We start from the raw sequence: 17,662 nt of genomic DNA on the forward strand, positions 1-17,662 counted from the left end.
TATTATATCAAAAAAGAGGGAAAAATGGAATAAATAAACTTAAATGAAATAAATTTCTTAAACCAGCATATCTATTTGGTAAGTTATTATAAAATGCTGAATAAATATCATAGAAGTAAGCCTTTTTCTAGAGATTTTTATATGTAAAACTGCATATAACTCCTATCTTTATTATTCTTCGTTTGGTATAAATATATCTAAATTTACATTAAAAACTATTATATAATATTAATTTTTGTTTCCTTCCTTTGAAAAATGAAGAATTTAACAGTAAGAAGAGAAGAAGTTTGTAACTGATGATATTGAAAAGAAAGTGCAGAGTTGCTTCAATATCCAGCTTAAAATGGTATAATAGTAGTAAAACGAAAGCAAGGAGGAGAAGTAATGATTGCACAGCTCGACACCAAGACTGTTTATAGTTTTATGGAAAGTGTGGTTTCGATTGAAAAATATGTACAAATGGCTAAAGAGTATGGCTATTCTCACCTTGCTATCATGGATGTGGATAATCTCTATGGGGCTTATCATTTTTTAGAGGTGACTCGAAAATATGGAATCCAACCTTTAATTGGTCTTGAAATGACCTTGATCAAAGATAAGGAGAATATTTCTCTTCGTTTTCTAGCCCTATCCACTAAAGGCTATCAAGAGTTGATGAAGTTATCCACTTTAAAAATGACTGGACGGAAAAATTGGTCTGACTTCACCTCCCACCTCGAAGATGTGGCCATTGTTGTTCCCTATTTTAATGGGGTCGAACAGTTGGATTTGGGGGTTGATTATTTTATCGGTGTTAGTCCAGATACTCCTCAAGAAGTCTTTACTAGCCCCATTCTTCCACTCTATCAGGTCAACTCTTTTGAAAAAGAAGATATTCAAGTTTTACAAATCTTATCAGCAGTCAAGGACAATGTCAGTCTGAGAGAAGTGGATCTGCATTCACAACAAGGGATTTTTTTACCTGCCTCAGACTTGGAAGCACGGTTTAAAAATCGCTTCCCTCAGGCGCTTGCCAATCTCCAAGGTCTGATAGAGAATGTAAGCTATCAAATCGACCCAAGTTTAAAACTTCCTCGCTTTAATCCTGAAAGACCAGCAGTAGAAGAACTTCGAGAGAGGGCTGAGCAAGGCTTGAGTGACAAGGGGTTGACCTCAGCTATTTACCATGAGCGACTGAATGAGGAATTAGCTGTGATTCATGATATGGGCTTTGACGATTATTTCCTTGTAGTTTGGGATTTGCTCCGTTTTGGACGCTCCCAAGGCTACTATATGGGAATGGGGCGTGGTTCTGCTGTTGGTAGTCTGGTGGCTTACTCACTGGATATTACAGGAATTGACCCGGTCGAGAAGAACTTGATTTTCGAGCGCTTTTTAAATCGTGAGCGCTACACCATGCCTGATATTGATATCGACATCCCTGACCTTTATAGGCCGGAGTTCATTCGCTATGTTCGTGATCGCTATGGCAGTCAACACGTGGCACAGATTGTCACTTATTCGACCTTTGGAGCAAAACAGGCAATTCGTGATGTTTTCAAACGTTATGGTGTCCCTGAGTACGAATTAACAAATATTACGAAAAAAATCAGTTTCCGAGATACGCTAACGACAGCCTATGAAAAGAATTTACAGTTTAGGCAGATCATCAATAGTAAGATTGAATATCAAAAAGCTTTTGAGATTGCTCGAAAGATTGAAGGGTATCCTCGTCAGACCTCTATCCATGCAGCTGGGGTCGTTATGAGTGACCAAGACTTGACGGACTACATTCCTCTAAAATATGGTGAGGATATGCTCATCACTCAGTATGATGCTCATGGTGTTGAAGCCAATGGACTTCTAAAAATGGATTTCCTCGGTTTACGTAACCTGACTTTTGTCCAAAAAATGCAGGAATTGCTTGCGGAGTCAGAGGGTGTTCATCTAAAAATCGAAGATATTGATTTGGAAGACAAAGAAACTCTGGCCCTCTTTGTTGCTGGAAATACCAAGGGGATTTTCCAATTTGAACAACCTGGCGCCATTCGGCTCTTGAAACGAGTTCAGCCGCAAGTCTTTGAAGAGGTAGTAGCAACGACATCCCTCAATAGACCGGGGGCAAGTGATTATATTGATAATTTTGTCGCTCGTAAGCATGGTAAAGAAAAGGTGACGGTGTTAGACCCTGCCTTAGAAGACATCCTTTCATCAACCTACGGTATTATGCTCTATCAAGAGCAGGTCATGCAGGTAGCTCAACGCTTTGGAGGATTCAGTCTTGGTAAAGCCGACATTCTCAGACGTGCCATGGGTAAGAAAAATGCCAAAGAGATGCATCTGATGAAGGAAGATTTTATCACAGGAGCTATGAAATTGGGGCATACAGAAGAAAAGGCCAACCAAGTTTTTGCAGTGATGGAAAAGTTTGCCGGCTATGGATTTAACCGATCCCACGCTTATGCCTACTCAGCGCTGGCTTTCCAGCTTGCTTATTTCAAGACACACTATCCTGCTATTTTCTTTCAAGTTATGTTGAACTATTCTAGCAGCGATTACATTGTAGATGCATTGCAGATGGGCTTTGAAGTAGCTCCCTTAGCAATCAACAGCATTCCCTATCATGATAAAATTGCTCAGAAGAAAATCTATCTGGGTCTAAAAGCCATTAAGGGAATGCCGAGAGATTTGTCTTACTGGATTATTGAAAATCGTCCTTTCTCAAGCATTGAAGATTTTGTCACACGTCTTCCCAAGAATTACAAGAAACTGTCGCTTTTGACGCCTTTGGTTGAACTAGGGCTTTTTGATGAATTTGACAAGAATCGCCAGAAAAACTTAGTCAACCTACCAAACTTATTTGTTTTTGTTGAGGAATTAGGTGGACTTTTTGCGGATACAAATTATAGTTGGACTGAAGCTGATGATTTTACTGAGGCAGAGAAATTTTACAAAGAGCAGGAACTGATTGGGGTAGGTATCAGTCCCCATCCTCTCCAAACTCTTGCCAAACAAGCCCTATATCCGACCACTCCAATCACTAATCTAACCGAGGGAGCTCAAGCCACTCTCCTAGTTGAAGTGCAAAAGATTAAAGTGATTCGAACCAAGAAAGGCGAGAGTATGGCTTTTCTACAGGTTCATGATAGTAAGTCTCGGATGGATGTAACTGTATTTTCAGACCAATATAGAAAATTTGCTTCCAATTTATCCGAAGGGAAATTTTACTACATCAATGGCAAAGTTCAATCTCGAGATGGTCGTCTGCAAATGATTGCACAAGATTTGAAAGAAGCAGTGGCAGAACGATTCTGGATTCAAGTTAAAAATCATGAATACGATAAAGAGATTTCAAATATCCTAGAACAATACAAAGGTCCAATCCCTGTCATTATCAGGTATGAAGAGGAAGGAAAAACGGTTGTTTCTACACAACATTTTGTAAGAAAAGATTCTGCTCTAGAGGAAAAGTTAGAGGGAATTGCTATGAAAACGATTTATCGCTAAAAATACGGAAAATAGAAGAATTTTCGATTTAAATGTGGTATAATCAGTAAGAATGTTAAAAGAAAAAGGAGCATAACCAAATGAAACGTATTGCTGTTTTGACCAGTGGTGGAGACGCCCCTGGTATGAATGCTGCCATCCGTGCAGTAGTTCGCCAAGCAATCTCAGAAGGAATGGAAGTTTTTGGTATCTATGATGGATACGCTGGTATGGTTGCCGGTGAAATTTATCCACTTGATGCTGCTTCAGTAGGAGACATCATTTCTCGTGGTGGTACTTTCCTTCACTCTGCTCGTTACCCTGAGTTTGCACAACTTGAAGGTCAACTTAAAGGGATTGAGCAATTGAAAAAACACGGTATCGAAGGAGTCGTAGTTATCGGTGGAGACGGTTCTTATCACGGAGCTATGCGCTTGACTGAGCATGGATTCCCAGCTATCGGACTTCCAGGAACTATTGATAACGATATCGTAGGGACTGATTTCACAATTGGATTTGATACTGCAGTTACGACAGCTATGGATGCGATTGATAAGATTCGTGATACATCATCAAGTCACCGTCGTACTTTCGTTGTTGAAGTAATGGGACGTAACGCTGGCGATATCGCTCTTTGGGCAGGTATCGCAACTGGTGCTGACGAAATCATCATCCCTGAAGAAGACTTCAAGATGGAAGATATCGTTGCAAGCATCAAAGCTGGTTATGAATGTGGTAAGAAACACAACATCATCGTTTTAGCTGAGGGAGTTATGTCTGCGAATGAGTTTGGTAAGAAACTCAAGGAAGCTGGAGACACTAGTGACCTTCGTGTAACTGAACTTGGACACATCCAACGTGGTGGTTCACCAACCGCTCGTGACCGTGTATTGGCATCACGCATGGGTGCACACGCTGTTAAACTTCTTAAACAAGGAATCGGTGGTGTCGCTGTCGGTATTCGTAACGAGAAAATGGTTGAGAATCCAATTCTTGGAACAGCAGAAGAAGGAGCTTTGTTTAGCTTAACAGCTGATGGTAAGATCGTTGTTAACAACCCTCATAAAGCTGATCTTGAACTTTCTGATTTGAACAAGAGCTTGTCCTAATCAACTTTCATTAATTTGGTAACATGACCATAAAAGGTCGAATTATATAAAGGAGTCACAAAAATCATGAACAAACGTGTAAAAATCGTTGCAACTTTAGGTCCTGCGGTTGAAATCCGTGGTGGTAAAAAATTCGGTGAAGACGGATACTGGGGTGAAAAACTTGACGTTGAAGCTTCAGCTAAAAACATTGCTAAACTGATTGAAGCAGGAGCAAACACTTTCCGTTTCAACTTCTCACACGGTGACCACCAAGAACAAGGTGAGCGTATGGCAACTGTTAAACTTGCTGAAAAACTTGCAGGTAAAAAAGTTGGTTTCCTTCTTGATACTAAAGGACCTGAAATCCGTACAGAATTGTTTGAAGGTGACGCAAAAGAGTACTCTTACAAAACTGGTGAAAAAATCCGTGTTGCAACTAAACAAGGAATCAAATCAACTCGTGAAGTGATTGCTTTGAACGTTGCTGGTGCTCTTGATATCTACGATGATGTTGAAGTTGGTCGTCAAGTATTGGTTGACGATGGTAAATTGGGTCTTCGCGTTGTTGCAAAAGACGATGCAACTCGTGAATTTGAAGTAGAAGTTGAAAACGACGGAATTATCGCTAAACAAAAAGGTGTAAATATCCCTAATACTAAAATTCCTTTCCCAGCTCTTGCTGAACGTGACAACGATGATATCCGTTTCGGTTTGGAACAAGGTATCAACTTCATCGCTATTTCATTCGTACGTACTGCAAAAGACGTCAACGAAGTTCGTGCAATCTGTGAAGAAACTGGTAACGGTCACGTTCAATTGTTTGCGAAAATCGAAAACCAACAAGGTATCGATAACTTGGATGAAATCATTGAAGCTGCTGACGGTATCATGATCGCCCGTGGTGACATGGGTATCGAAGTACCATTCGAAATGGTTCCAGTTTACCAAAAAATGATTATTACAAAAGTAAATGCAGCTGGTAAAGTCGCTATCACAGCAACAAACATGCTTGAAACTATGACTGAAAAACCACGTGCAACGCGTTCAGAAGTATCAGATGTGTTTAACGCTGTTATCGACGGAACCGACGCTACAATGCTTTCAGGTGAGTCTGCAAATGGTAAATATCCACTGGAGTCAGTTACTACGATGGCAACTATTGACAAAAATGCTCAAACTCTTTTAAAAGAATACGGTCGCTTGTCATCTGTTAACTTGTCACGTAATTCTAAGACTGAGGTTATGGCTTCAGCTGTTAAGGATGCGACAAATTCTATGAATATCAAGTTGGTGGTTACTCTTACTAAGACAGGTCACACTGCTCGTTTGATTTCTAAATACCGTCCAGATGCTGATATCTTGGCAATCACTTTCGATGAATTGACTCAGCGTGGTTTGATGCTTAACTGGGGAGTTATTCCAGTAACCACTGATCGCCCATCAAACACTGATGATATGTTTGATCTCGCTGAAAGAATTGCAGTTGAGCAAGGTTTGGTAGAATCTGGTGATGATATTGTTATCGTTGCAGGTGTACCACTTGGCGAAGCTGTTCGTACAAACACAATGCGCATCCGCACTGTACGCTAATCTAACATTACAAAGCCTATCATATCAAGCTTTATCGCTTGTGTGATAGGTCTTTTTTTATCGAAATAGAATGTTTAATCAATAGGAATGGGAAAAAACTGAAAATTATGATATAATAGAACGAAAAGACCTTTTTAGTAAATTTTGAAAGAGTAAAACATGAGAAAAATTGTCATCAATGGTGGACGTCCATTGCAAGGTGAGATCACCATTAGTGGTGCTAAAAATAGTGTTGTAGCGCTTATTCCAGCTATTATCTTATCAGATGATATTGTCACTTTAGATTGTGTTCCAGATATTTCAGACGTTGCTAGTCTTGTCGAAATCATGGAAATTATGGGGGCGACTGTTAAGCGTTATGAGGATGTCTTGGAGATTGATCCAAGAGGTGTTCAGAACATTCCTATGCCTTATGGCAAGATTAATAGCTTGCGTGCTTCTTATTATTTCTACGGAAGTCTTTTAGGTCGCTTTGGTGAAGCTACAGTTGGACTTCCTGGTGGATGTGATCTGGGACCTCGTCCGATTGATCTTCACTTAAAAGCCTTTGAAGCCATGGGTGCTAAGGTCAGCTATGAGGGAGATAATATGAATTTATCTGCCCAAGGTAAGGGGCTTCATGGCGCAAGTATTTACATGGATACCGTTAGCGTTGGAGCAACGATTAACACCATGATTGCTGCGGTTAAAGCTAAGGGACGTACTGTCATTGAAAATGCGGCTCGTGAACCGGAAATTATTGATGTCGCTACCCTTTTGAACAATATGGGGGCCCATATTCGTGGTGCAGGAACTGATATTATCATTATTGATGGTGTCGAGAAACTTCATGGAACGCGTCATCAGGTTATTCCAGACCGTATCGAAGCTGGAACCTATATTTCACTTGCTGCGGCGGTAGGAAAAGGAATTCGCATTAACAACGTTCTCTATGAACATTTAGAAGGCTTTATCGCCAAACTAGAGGAAATGGGCGTTCGTATGACGGTCTCAGAAGACAGTATCTTCGTTGAAGAACAGTCTGATTTGAAGGCCATCAATATCAAAACAGCTCCCTATCCAGGGTTCGCAACCGATTTGCAACAGCCTATCACGCCACTTTTACTAACTGCCCAAGGTCGTGGAACTATTATTGATACGATTTATGAGAAACGTGTTAATCATGTCTTTGAGTTAGCAAAAATGGATGCGGATATTACGACTACAAACGATCACATTATTTACAACGGTGGTCGTAAGTTACACGGGGCAAGTGTAAAAGCTACAGACTTGCGAGCTGGTGCTGCACTTGTCATCGCTGGTTTGATGGCTCAGGGCCAGACTGAAATTACGAATATTGAGTTTATCCTTCGTGGCTACTCAGATATTATTGAAAAATTGCGTAGTCTTGGAGCGGATATTACACTCGTTGAAGACTAAGCCGTTGAGGTGATTATGAATATTTGGACCAAATTAGCAATGTTTTCTTTTTTTGAAACGGAGCGCTTGTATTTGCGTCCTTTCTTTTTTAGTGACAGTCAAGCGTTTTTTGAGATTGCTTCAAACCCTGAGAATTTACAGTTTATTTTTCCCAGTCAAGCAAGTTTGGAAGAAAGTCAGTACGCACTTGCTAACTATTTTATGAAGAATCCTCTAGGGGTTTGGGCAATTTGTCTCCAAGGAAATCAGGAAATGATTGGCTCCATTAAATTTGAAAAAATCGATGAAATCAAAAAAGAAGCAGAAATTGGTTACTTCTTAAAAAAGGATTCTTGGTCACAAGGTTTTATGACAGAAGTGGTTACCAAGCTTTGTCAGCTTTCCTTTGAAGAATTTGGTTTAAAACAATTATCCATCATCACTCATTTGGAGAATCAAGCTAGTCAAAAAGTAGCCTTAAAATCAGGCTTTAACCTCGTCCGACAGTTTAAAGGGAGCGATCGCTATACACGAAAAATGAGGGACTATCTTGAATTTCGATACATAAAAGGAGAATTCAATGAGTAAACACCAGGAAATTTTGTCCTATCTGGAAGAGTTGCCAATTGGGAAGAGAGTTAGTGTACGCAGTATTTCCAATCACCTAGGTGTTAGTGACGGAACAGCCTACCGAGCTATCAAAGAAGCTGAAAATCGTGGCATCGTTGAAACTCGGCCACGTAGTGGAACCATACGGGTCAAGTCCCAGAAAGTGGCCATTGAGAGGCTAACCTATGCTGAAATTGCTGAAGTCACCTCCTCTGAAGTTTTAGCTGGTCAGGAAGGGCTTGAGAGAGAGTTTAGTAAATTCTCCATTGGGGCTATGACAGAGCAAAATATCCTGTCTTATCTCCATGATGGCGGTCTTTTGATCGTAGGTGACCGTACTCGCATTCAACTTTTAGCCTTGGAAAATGAAAATGCAGTCCTTGTAACGGGTGGTTTTCATGTGCAGGACGATGTTCTTGAGTTGGCTAATAAAAAAGGGATTCCAGTTCTAAGAAGTAAACATGACACTTTTACAGTAGCGACCATGATTAACAAAGCTCTCTCAAATGTTCAAATCAAAACCGATATTCTGACAGTCGAAAAGCTCTATCGTCCCAGTCATGAGTATGGTTTTTTGAGAGAAACGGATACGGTAAAAGACTATCTAGACTTGGTCCGTAAGAACAGAAGTAGTCGTTTTCCAGTCATTAACCAACATCAAGTGGTTGTTGGGGTTGTTACTATGCGTGACGCAGGAGATAAATCCCCCAGCACGACGATTGACAAGGTGATGACACGTAGTATCTTTGTAACAGGATTAGCGACTAATATTGCCAATGTCAGTCAACGAATGATCGCAGAAGACTTTGAGATGGTTCCCGTTGTCAGAAGTAACCAAACCTTACTCGGTGTCGTAACACGACGAGATGTCATGGAAAAGATGAGTCGTTCCCAAGTTTCAACTTTGCCAACTTTCTCCGAGCAAATCGGGCAAAAACTCTCTTATCATCATGATGAAGTCGTTATTACTGTTGAGCCCTTTATGCTGGAGAAAAATGGGGTCCTTGCTAATGGAGTCTTGGCTGAAATCCTCAACCATATGACCCAAGATCTCGTTGTCAATAGCGGACGTAATCTCATCATTGAACAGATGTTGATTTATTTCTTGCAGGCTGTACAGATAGATGATACTCTGCGGATTCAGGCTCGTATTATTCACCACACGAGACGCTCAGCTATTATTGATTATGATATTTATCATGGTCATCAGATTGTTTCAAAAGCAAATGTTACGGTTAAAATTAATTAGAATCTAGGAGAAAAAATGATAACTTTAAAATCAGCACGTGAAATCGAAGCCATGGACAAGGCTGGTGATTTCCTAGCAAGTATCCATATTGACTTACGTGATTTAATTAAGCCAGGCGTGGATATGTGGGAAGTTGAAGAGTACGTTCGTCGACGTTGCAAAGAGGAAAATTTCCTTCCCTTACAGATTGGTGTGGATGGTGCTGTCATGGATTACCCCTATGCCACTTGTTGCTCTCTCAATGACGAAGTAGCTCACGCTTTTCCACGTCATTACATCTTGAAAGATGGCGATTTGCTCAAGGTTGACATGGTACTGGGTGGTCCGATTGCCAAATCCGACCTCAATGTCTCTAAACTTAACTTCAACAATGTTGAGCAAATGAAAAAATACACCCAAAGTTATACTGGTGGTTTAGCTGACTCATGTTGGGCTTATGCGGTTGGTACACCGTCTGAAGAAGTGAAAAACCTTATGGACGTAACCAAGGAAGCTATGTATGTAGGAATTGAGCAAGCAGTTGTCGGCAATCGTATCGGTGATATTGGTGCAGCCATTCAAGAATACGCTGAAAGTCGCGGTTACGGTGTCGTTCGTGATTTGGTTGGTCATGGTGTTGGTCCAACAATGCACGAGGAGCCAATGGTTCCTAACTACGGTATTGCAGGCCGTGGACTCCGTCTCCGTGAAGGAATGGTACTAACCATTGAACCCATGATTAATACTGGTGACTGGGAAATTGATACAGATATGAAGACTGGCTGGGCTCATAAAACCATCGATGGCGGCCTGTCTTGCCAATATGAACACCAGTTTGTGATTACCAAAGACGGTCCTGTTATCTTGACTAGTCAAGGTGAAGAAGGAACGTATTAAAAAAAGGAGCTTAGCTCCTTTTTTTGTGTCAAATTTAGTCAAAATAAACAAGCGTAGCAGACTTCTTACAAATTTATTCTTTTGTAGTACAATAGGATTAGAATTTTGAGAAAGTAGGTAATTCGTTGGAGTCGATTATATTTCTAGTATCCGTTTTTTTAGCAGGTATCCTGTCCTTCTTTTCACCCTGTATCTTTCCTTTGCTACCTGTCTATGCTGGTATTTTACTGGATGATCAGGGGAATTCGAAAAGCTTTCGATTTTTTGGAAGAGACGTTGCATGGTCAGGCTTAATTCGAACCTTGTGCTTTATTGCAGGAATCTCCCTCATTTTCTTTATTTTAGGATTTGGAGCTGGATTCCTAGGGCACATGCTCTATGCAGACTGGTTTCGTTATGCTATGGGAATAGTCATTATTCTTTTAGGACTTCATCAGATGGAAATCTTGCATTTCAATAAACTGGAAGTTCAAAAGACAGTCACCTTTAAACAATCAAAGTCTAATCACTATCTGTCAGCCTTTTTACTTGGGATAACCTTTAGTTTTGGTTGGACCCCTTGTATCGGACCAGTCTTAAGTTCAGTCTTGGCCCTAGCAGCTTCCGGTGGCAATGGTGCTTGGCAAGGAGCCGTGTTAACATTAGTATATACATTGGGAATGGCCCTTCCTTTCATTGTTTTGGCCTTGGCTTCGGGCTGGATTATGCCCTATTTTAGTAAATTAAAACCCCATATGATTCTACTAAAGAAAATCGGGGGAGCTTTGATTATTTTGATGGGATTATTATTAATGCTAGGGCAGTTAAATGCCTTGTCAGGAATTCTTGGATAAAAGGAGAAAAAAATGAAAAAAGTTATTTTTGCTGGATTGAGCCTCATGTCTCTATTCTTGTTGATTGCCTGTGGTGAAAAAGAAACCAAACAGACAAGCAGTCCCAAACAACCTGCTGTACAACAAATAGCAGTCGGTAAGGATGCGCCAGACTTTACCTTGCAGTCTATGGATGGCAAAGAAGTGAAGTTATCAGACTATAAAGGGAAAAAGGTCTATTTAAAATTCTGGGCTTCTTGGTGTGGACCATGCAAAAAAAGCATGCCTGAGCTGATGGAATTAGCTGCCAAACAAGATCGAGACTTTGAAATCTTGAGTGTCATTGCACCTGGTCTACAAGGTGAAAAAACAGTTCAAGACTTTCCAAAATGGTATCAAGAACAAGGATACAAGGATATTCCAGTTCTATATGATACGCAAGCAACTACCTTCCAAGCCTACCAAATTCGTAGTATTCCAACAGAATACTTGATTGACAGTCAAGGTAAAATCGGAAAAATCCAATTTGGTGCTATTAGCAATGCTGATGCAGAAGCGGCTTTTAAAGAAATGAAATAAAGAAAAAATCGCGATTTTTCGCGATTTTTTTATAGTTTTTCATTGATAAAGCGGATAAATTGATTCCACCAAACCTTCAAAAAGAAGGCTTTTTCTACTTTCTTTTCAGAAACCATTTCAAAAGATGGTTTGTCGGAAGTGAGATAGCCCTGGCCGACCAAATCCTGATCATCATAGGTCAGAGTACCAACAACCTTGCCTTCTTCCAATGGAGCCATTTCTGATGTTGATTTCGGTGTGAATTGGAGGGCTGGCGTAGTACCGCTTCCGATGCGTTGGACGATGGAAATATCTGACTTAGCGACAGCTGTCACATTATCTTCTTTACCATCCAGAACTGTTACTTTACTATCGTTGTAAGCTTCACCTTTCTGAACGACAGTTTTTAAGGCAAAGTTTGCAGAAATATAATCTAAAAGTGCAGAAGTTGCAGTAAAACGCGCATAAGGGTTGGTATCTTGTTGATCTGCATTTAAAACAACCGTAATAATACGCATCCCTTTCTCAACAGTTGTTCCCACGAATGAAGCACCAGCTTTATCAGTAGTACCTGTCTTTAGTCCATCAATACCGCCACGATAGGCTGGCATTCCCTCCAACATATAGTTGGTTGAGTGGATTTCAAGTCCTGCAAAGGTAGAAGTTGGCTTTTTGGTGATTTCCAAAACTTGAGGATAATCTCGGATGAGGTTACGAGCGACGATTGCAACATCGTAGGCACTCAACTTGTTTTCATCGTCTTTCTTTGAACCAGGATAGATATTATCGCCAAGGGTCTCATTATTTAAACCAGTAGTGTTTACAATAGTTGCATCTTGAATTCCCCATTCAAGAAGTTTAGCCCTCATTTTGTCTACAAAGTCTTTCTCAGAACCAGCAATCTTTTCTGCTAGTGCAATGGCAGCGCTGTTTGCACTGGATACCATTGTAGCCTCTAATAGTTGTTCAACAGTATAATTTCGAGCTTCCATAGGGACGTTACTCGCCTCAGAATTAGTTGTAAGTTTGTAAGGATAGTCCGAAATATCAACAGGTGTAGATAGGCTGATAGTTCCTTGTTCCAGAGCTTCATAGACCAAATAAACTGTAACCAATTTAGTAATAGAAGCAATTTCTACAGGCTGATTTGCATCTTTTTCATAGAGGATTTTTCCAGTTGTAGCCTCGACAGCAATAGCATGTTTAGCAGCAACATCAAACTCCTGAGCAGAAACAGTAGAAGCTGTTCCAAAAACTAAAAGTGTCATAAAAGATAAAATTATTTTTTTCATATTAGCTTTATTTTATCATAAAGAAAAAAAATATTCTCGCTTTTTTACTAAAGCCAACTTATCTTTTTCAGAAATATGGTAAAATAGAGAGAAGGAGGATACCTATGTTCCGTAGAAACAAATTATTTTTTTGGACAGCTGAAATTTTATTATTAACACTGATTTTCTATCTTTGGAGAGAAATGGGGGCCATCATTACTCCCTTCGTGACGGTTGTGAATACCATCATGATTCCATTTTTGCTTGGTGGATTTTTTTACTACATTACAAATCCAGTCGTTACTTTCTTAGAAAAGAGATGTAAGATCAATCGTCTAATTGGTGTCTTGGTCACTCTTTGTGCCTTGATTGGTGCTATCGTTGTAGGGGTCGTTTATCTCTTGCCGATTTTGATTAATCAGTTGACCAGCTTGATTATTTCTAGTCAAAACATCTATAGTAGACTACAAGATTTGATCATCGATTTGTCCATGAATCCAGTCTTCCAAAATATTGATATTCAACAAACAATTCAACAACTGAATCTCTCCTATGTGGATATCCTCCAGAATATCCTGAATAGCGTCAGCAACAGTTTAGGAAGCGTTCTTTCAGCCTTGTTTAGTACGGTTCTGATTCTCATTATGACCCCTGTATTCTTGATTTATTTCTTGTTGGATGGTCATAAGTTGCTACCAATGTTGGAACGTACCATCTTAAAACATGACAAATTGAATCTTTCTAGCCTTTTAACCAATCTCAATACAACCATAGCGCGCTATATCAGTGGAATTGCGATTGATGCGGTTATTATTGGATGTTTAGCCTATATTGGCTATAGCGTTATCGGATTAAAGTACGCCCTAGTTTTTGCTATTTTTTCTGGAATCGCAAATTTGATTCCTTATGTTGGTCCAAGTATTGGCTTGATTCCAATGGTGATTGCCAATGTGTTCACAGATCCTCATCGTATGTTGATTGCGGTTGCTTATATGCTCATTATTCAGCAGATTGACGGAAATGTTCTCTATCCACGTATCGTTGGAGGGGTTATGAAAGTGCATCCGATTACGATTTTGGTGCTCCTTTTACTGTCAAGTAATATCTACGGTGTCATAGGGATGGTCGTAGCAGTACCTACTTACTCTATTTTTAAAGAAATTACTAAGTTCCTAGCGAAATTATATGAAAACCATAAAGAAGCTAAGGAACTGGAAAAAACAGAATCAAATTAAAATCAGGGAGACCTGATTTTTTTGATGAAAAGACTATCGCCAAACGAAAAGAAGTTTGAATTCATATTGCCATAAAGAAGCAGAAGAACAGGATTTGATAAGATTTAGATTAATTCACAAAATATGTGTAAAACACTTGCAATTTAGCAGAAATTTGATAAAATAGTAAGGAAAGTTAGACTGTATTGCCTACTGTCTATCTATAAAATATATTTTATTGGAGGCTTTTACTCAAATGGCAAAAGAAAAATACGATCGTAGTAAACCACACGTTAACATTGGTACTATCGGACACGTTGACCACGGTAAAACTACTTTGACTGCAGCTATCACAACTGTATTGGCACGTCGCTTGCCTTCAGCAGTTAACCAACCTAAAGACTATGCGTCTATCGATGCTGCTCCAGAAGAACGCGAACGCGGTATCACTATCAACACTGCGCACGTTGAGTACGAAACTGAAAAACGTCACTACGCTCACATCGACGCTCCAGGACACGCGGACTACGTTAAAAACATGATCACTGGTGCCGCTCAAATGGACGGAGCTATCCTTGTAGTAGCTTCAACTGACGGACCAATGCCACAAACTCGTGAGCACATCCTTCTTTCACGTCAGGTTGGTGTTAAACACCTTATTGTCTTCATGAACAAAATTGACTTGGTAGACGACGAAGAATTGCTTGAATTGGTTGAAATGGAAATCCGTGACCTCTTGTCAGAATACGACTTCCCAGGTGACGATCTTCCAGTTATCCAAGGTTCAGCTCTTAAAGCTCTTGAAGGTGACTCTAAATACGAAGACATCATTATGGAATTGATGAACACTGTTGATGAGTACATCCCAGAACCAGAACGTGACACTGAAAAACCATTGCTTCTTCCAGTCGAAGACGTATTCTCAATCACTGGACGTGGTACAGTTGCTTCAGGACGTATCGACCGTGGTACTGTTCGTGTCAACGACGAAATCGAAATCGTTGGTATCAAAGAAGAAACTCAAAAAGCAGTTGTTACTGGTGTTGAAATGTTCCGTAAACAACTTGACGAAGGTCTTGCCGGAGATAACGTAGGTGTCCTTCTTCGTGGTGTTCAACGTGACGAAATCGAACGTGGACAAGTTATCGCTAAACCAGGTTCAATCAACCCACACACTAAATTTAAAGGTGAAGTCTACATCCTTACTAAAGAAGAAGGTGGACGTCACACTCCATTCTTCAACAACTACCGTCCACAATTCTACTTCCGTACTACTGACGTTACAGGTTCAATCGAACTTCCTGCAGGTACTGAAATGGTAATGCCTGGTGATAACGTGACTATCGACGTTGAGTTGATCCACCCAATCGCCGTAGAACAAGGTACTACATTCTCTATCCGTGAGGGTGGACGTACTGTTGGTTCAGGTATGGTTACAGAAATCGAAGCTTAATTCGATTAAGTTCCCAGAAGAACAATTATTTAAGTCAGACACTAAAAGAATCTTGCTTTGCAAGGTTCTTTTTTTCTTCTTCTTACTCTATTTGAAGTGCTTCTACTCTAGCAGTATAATCGTTTTTTTGGTATAATAAAAGTTATGGAAATCGAAAAAACCAATCGTATGAACGCCCTTTTTGAATTTTATGCGGCGCTTTTGACAGACAAGCAGATGAACTATATTGAACTCTATTATGCTGATGATTACAGTCTTGCTGAGATTGCTGAAGAGTTCGGTGTCAGTCGTCAGGCTGTTTATGACAATATCAAGCGGACAGAAAAGATTCTAGAAGATTATGAGATGAAATTGCACATGTATTCGGACTACATTGTCCGCAGTCAGATTTTTGACCAGATCTTGGAGCGTTATCCCAAGGATGACTTTCTGCAGGAGCAGATAGAAATTTTAACAAGCATTGATAATAGAGAGTAAGAGGAAGAAAAATGGCATTTGAAAGTTTAACAGAACGTTTACAGGACGTCTTTAAAAATCTACGTAAAAAAGGAAAAATATCTGAGGCTGATGTCCAGGAAGCAACCAAAGAGATTCGCTTGGCCTTGCTGGAAGCCGACGTTGCCTTGCCTGTTGTAAAGGACTTTATCAAGAAGGTTCGTGAACGTGCAATCGGACACGAGGTCATTGATACCCTCAATCCTGCCCAACAGATTATCAAAATCGTTGATGAGGAATTGACAGCTGTTTTAGGTTCCGATACGGCAGAAATTATCAAGTCACCAAAAATTCCAACCATTATCATGATGGTCGGTTTGCAGGGGGCTGGTAAAACGACCTTTGCTGGTAAGCTGGCTAATAAACTCAAGAAGGAAGAAAATGCTCGTCCTTTGATGATTGCGGCAGATATTTATCGTCCAGCAGCCATCGATCAGTTGAAAACACTTGGACAGCAGATCGATGTTCCTGTCTTTGCACTTGGAACAGAAGTGCCAGCTGTTGAGATAGTTCGTCAAGGTTTGGAGCAAGCACAAGCCAATCACAACGACTATGTCTTGATTGATACGGCAGGGCGTTTACAAATCGATGAACTTCTCATGAATGAGCTTCGTGATGTTAAAGCACTTGCCCAACCAAATGAAATCCTACTCGTCATTGATGCCATGATTGGTCAGGAAGCAGCGAATGTCGCCCGTGAGTTTAATGCTCAGTTGGAAGTAACTGGTGTCATCCTTACCAAGATTGATGGGGACACTCGTGGTGGTGCGGCTCTATCCGTTCGTCATATCACTGGTAAACCTATCAAGTTCACCGGTACGGGTGAAAAGATTACAGATATCGAAACCTTCCACCCAGACCGTATGTCAAGCCGTATCCTTGGTATGGGGGATATGCTGACCTTGATCGAGAAAGCCTCTCAAGAATACGATGAGCAAAAAGCTCTTGAAATGGCCGAGAAGATGCGTGAAAACACCTTTGATTTCAATGATTTCATTGATCAATTGGATCAGGTTCAAAACATGGGGCCAATGGAAGACTTGCTCAAGATGATTCCAGGTATGGCTAACAACCCTGCCCTTCAAAATATGAAGGTGGATGAGCGACAGATTGCGCGCAAACGTGCCATTGTGTCTTCTATGACACCTGAAGAACGCGAAAATCCTGATTTGTTAAATCCAAGTCGTCGCCGCCGTATCGCTGCTGGTTCTGGAAATACCTTTGTCGAAGTCAATAAATTCATCAAGGACTTTAATCAGGCCAAACAGCTCATGCAAGGGGTCATGTCTGGTGATATGAACAAGATGATGAAACAAATGGGCATCAATCCCAATAACCTCCCTAAAAATATGCCAAATATGGGCGGGATGGATATGTCTGCTCTTGAAGGCATGATGGGACAAGGCGGCATGCCAGATATGTCAGCTCTTGGAGGAGCTGGAATGCCAGATATGAGCCAGATGTTTGGTGGTGGACTCAAGGGTAAAATTGGTGAATTTGCCATGAAACAGTCTATGAAACGCATGGCCAACAAAATGAAAAAAGCTAAGAAGAAACGTAAATAAAAAAGGGAAGCAGAAG

14 protein-coding genes are annotated in these 17,662 nt (G+C 40.4%); 13 read left to right on the plus strand and 1 reads right to left on the minus strand.

The window, feature by feature from the left end; genetic code table 11:
* The first annotated feature begins 384 nt into the window (after positions 1 to 384).
* The 9 genes from EL140_RS03915 (at position 385) to sdbB (ending at position 11,669) form a co-directional block, all read left to right on the plus strand.
* Positions 385 to 3,486 (plus strand): DNA polymerase III subunit alpha, encoded by a 3,102-nt coding sequence (locus EL140_RS03915; protein WP_000561561.1) that lies wholly within the window; start codon positions 385 to 387, stop codon positions 3,484 to 3,486.
* Positions 3,487 to 3,566: 80 nt separating this feature from the next.
* On the plus strand, positions 3,567 to 4,574 hold the full coding sequence (pfkA, locus tag EL140_RS03920) for a 6-phosphofructokinase (RefSeq protein WP_000820876.1): 1,008 nt from the start codon (positions 3,567 to 3,569) through the stop codon (positions 4,572 to 4,574).
* A 66-nt stretch (positions 4,575 to 4,640) separates the two neighbouring features.
* Positions 4,641 to 6,146, plus strand: coding sequence for a pyruvate kinase (gene pyk / locus EL140_RS03925; RefSeq protein WP_001042816.1), 1,506 nt, complete (start codon positions 4,641 to 4,643; stop codon positions 6,144 to 6,146).
* Between the two features lie 159 nt (positions 6,147 to 6,305).
* A complete protein-coding gene (locus EL140_RS03930) occupies positions 6,306 to 7,565 on the plus strand; it encodes a UDP-N-acetylglucosamine 1-carboxyvinyltransferase (protein WP_001227109.1) in 1,260 nt (419 codons plus the stop codon).
* Between the two features lie 15 nt (positions 7,566 to 7,580).
* Positions 7,581 to 8,132, plus strand: a complete 552-nt coding sequence (locus EL140_RS03935; RefSeq protein WP_001028744.1) for a GNAT family N-acetyltransferase — start codon at positions 7,581 to 7,583, stop codon at positions 8,130 to 8,132.
* Complete coding sequence (gene spxR / locus EL140_RS03940) at positions 8,125 to 9,402, plus strand: CBS-HotDog domain-containing transcription factor SpxR (RefSeq protein ID WP_000033810.1); 1,278 nt, start codon at positions 8,125 to 8,127, stop codon at positions 9,400 to 9,402. Before EL140_RS03935 ends, spxR begins: the two co-directional genes overlap by 8 nt.
* Before the next feature lie 15 nt (positions 9,403 to 9,417).
* On the plus strand, positions 9,418 to 10,278 hold the full coding sequence (locus tag EL140_RS03945; RefSeq protein ID WP_000631530.1) for a methionyl aminopeptidase: 861 nt from the start codon (positions 9,418 to 9,420) through the stop codon (positions 10,276 to 10,278).
* 125 nt (positions 10,279 to 10,403) lie between these two features.
* The gene (gene ccdA2, locus EL140_RS03950) at positions 10,404 to 11,111 is read left to right on the plus strand and encodes a thiol-disulfide oxidoreductase-associated membrane protein CcdA2 (RefSeq protein ID WP_002875594.1); all 708 of its coding nucleotides are present in this window, start codon (positions 10,404 to 10,406) and stop codon (positions 11,109 to 11,111) included.
* A gap of 12 nt (positions 11,112 to 11,123) precedes the next feature.
* Positions 11,124 to 11,669 (plus strand): thiol-disulfide oxidoreductase-associated lipoprotein SdbB, encoded by a 546-nt coding sequence (gene sdbB / locus EL140_RS03955; RefSeq protein WP_000755591.1) that lies wholly within the window; start codon positions 11,124 to 11,126, stop codon positions 11,667 to 11,669.
* 29 nt (positions 11,670 to 11,698) lie between these two features.
* Here sdbB and pbp3 read toward each other — a convergent pair whose 3' ends face one another.
* Positions 11,699 to 12,940, minus strand: coding sequence for a D-alanyl-D-alanine carboxypeptidase PBP3 (pbp3, locus tag EL140_RS03960; protein ID WP_002874503.1), 1,242 nt, complete (start codon positions 12,938 to 12,940; stop codon positions 11,699 to 11,701).
* Between the two features lie 104 nt (positions 12,941 to 13,044).
* On the opposite strand from pbp3, the gene EL140_RS03965 reads away from it, so the two are divergent.
* The 4 genes from EL140_RS03965 to ffh all read left to right on the plus strand — a co-directional run bounded on the left by EL140_RS03965 (position 13,045) and on the right by ffh (position 17,646).
* Positions 13,045 to 14,154, plus strand: a complete 1,110-nt coding sequence (locus tag EL140_RS03965) for an AI-2E family transporter (RefSeq protein ID WP_000489828.1) — start codon at positions 13,045 to 13,047, stop codon at positions 14,152 to 14,154.
* Positions 14,155 to 14,389: 235 nt separating this feature from the next.
* Positions 14,390 to 15,586, plus strand: coding sequence for an elongation factor Tu (tuf, locus tag EL140_RS03970; RefSeq protein ID WP_001040720.1), 1,197 nt, complete (start codon positions 14,390 to 14,392; stop codon positions 15,584 to 15,586).
* A 144-nt stretch (positions 15,587 to 15,730) separates the two neighbouring features.
* Positions 15,731 to 16,063: a putative DNA-binding protein gene (locus EL140_RS03975; RefSeq protein ID WP_000402066.1), complete on the plus strand. Its 333-nt coding sequence runs from the start codon at positions 15,731 to 15,733 to the stop codon at positions 16,061 to 16,063.
* Positions 16,064 to 16,074: 11 nt separating this feature from the next.
* Positions 16,075 to 17,646, plus strand: a complete 1,572-nt coding sequence (ffh, locus tag EL140_RS03980) for a signal recognition particle protein (protein WP_000863586.1) — start codon at positions 16,075 to 16,077, stop codon at positions 17,644 to 17,646.
* The last annotated feature ends 16 nt before the right edge of the window (positions 17,647 to 17,662 follow it).

It is taken from the genome of Streptococcus oralis ATCC 35037 (genome assembly GCF_900637025.1).
GTDB lineage: Bacteria > Bacillota > Bacilli > Lactobacillales > Streptococcaceae > Streptococcus > Streptococcus oralis.

Excerpts from the sequence above, each read along its gene's own strand:
- EL140_RS03915 (WP_000561561.1), top strand. The coding sequence starts at position 385 with ATGATTGCACAGCTCGACACCAAGACTGTTTATAGTTTTATGGAAAGT.
- pfkA (WP_000820876.1), top strand. The coding sequence starts at position 3,567 with ATGAAACGTATTGCTGTTTTGACCAGTGGTGGAGACGCCCCTGGTATG.
- pyk (WP_001042816.1), top strand. The coding sequence starts at position 4,641 with ATGAACAAACGTGTAAAAATCGTTGCAACTTTAGGTCCTGCGGTTGAA.
- EL140_RS03930 (WP_001227109.1), top strand. The coding sequence starts at position 6,306 with ATGAGAAAAATTGTCATCAATGGTGGACGTCCATTGCAAGGTGAGATC.
- EL140_RS03935 (WP_001028744.1), top strand. The coding sequence starts at position 7,581 with ATGAATATTTGGACCAAATTAGCAATGTTTTCTTTTTTTGAAACGGAG.
- spxR (WP_000033810.1), top strand. The coding sequence starts at position 8,125 with ATGAGTAAACACCAGGAAATTTTGTCCTATCTGGAAGAGTTGCCAATT.
- EL140_RS03945 (WP_000631530.1), top strand. The coding sequence starts at position 9,418 with ATGATAACTTTAAAATCAGCACGTGAAATCGAAGCCATGGACAAGGCT.
- sdbB (WP_000755591.1), top strand. The coding sequence starts at position 11,124 with ATGAAAAAAGTTATTTTTGCTGGATTGAGCCTCATGTCTCTATTCTTG.
- pbp3 (WP_002874503.1), bottom strand. The coding sequence starts at position 12,940 with ATGAAAAAAATAATTTTATCTTTTATGACACTTTTAGTTTTTGGAACA.
- EL140_RS03965 (WP_000489828.1), top strand. The coding sequence starts at position 13,045 with ATGTTCCGTAGAAACAAATTATTTTTTTGGACAGCTGAAATTTTATTA.
- tuf (WP_001040720.1), top strand. The coding sequence starts at position 14,390 with ATGGCAAAAGAAAAATACGATCGTAGTAAACCACACGTTAACATTGGT.
- EL140_RS03975 (WP_000402066.1), top strand. The coding sequence starts at position 15,731 with ATGGAAATCGAAAAAACCAATCGTATGAACGCCCTTTTTGAATTTTAT.
- ffh (WP_000863586.1), top strand. The coding sequence starts at position 16,075 with ATGGCATTTGAAAGTTTAACAGAACGTTTACAGGACGTCTTTAAAAAT.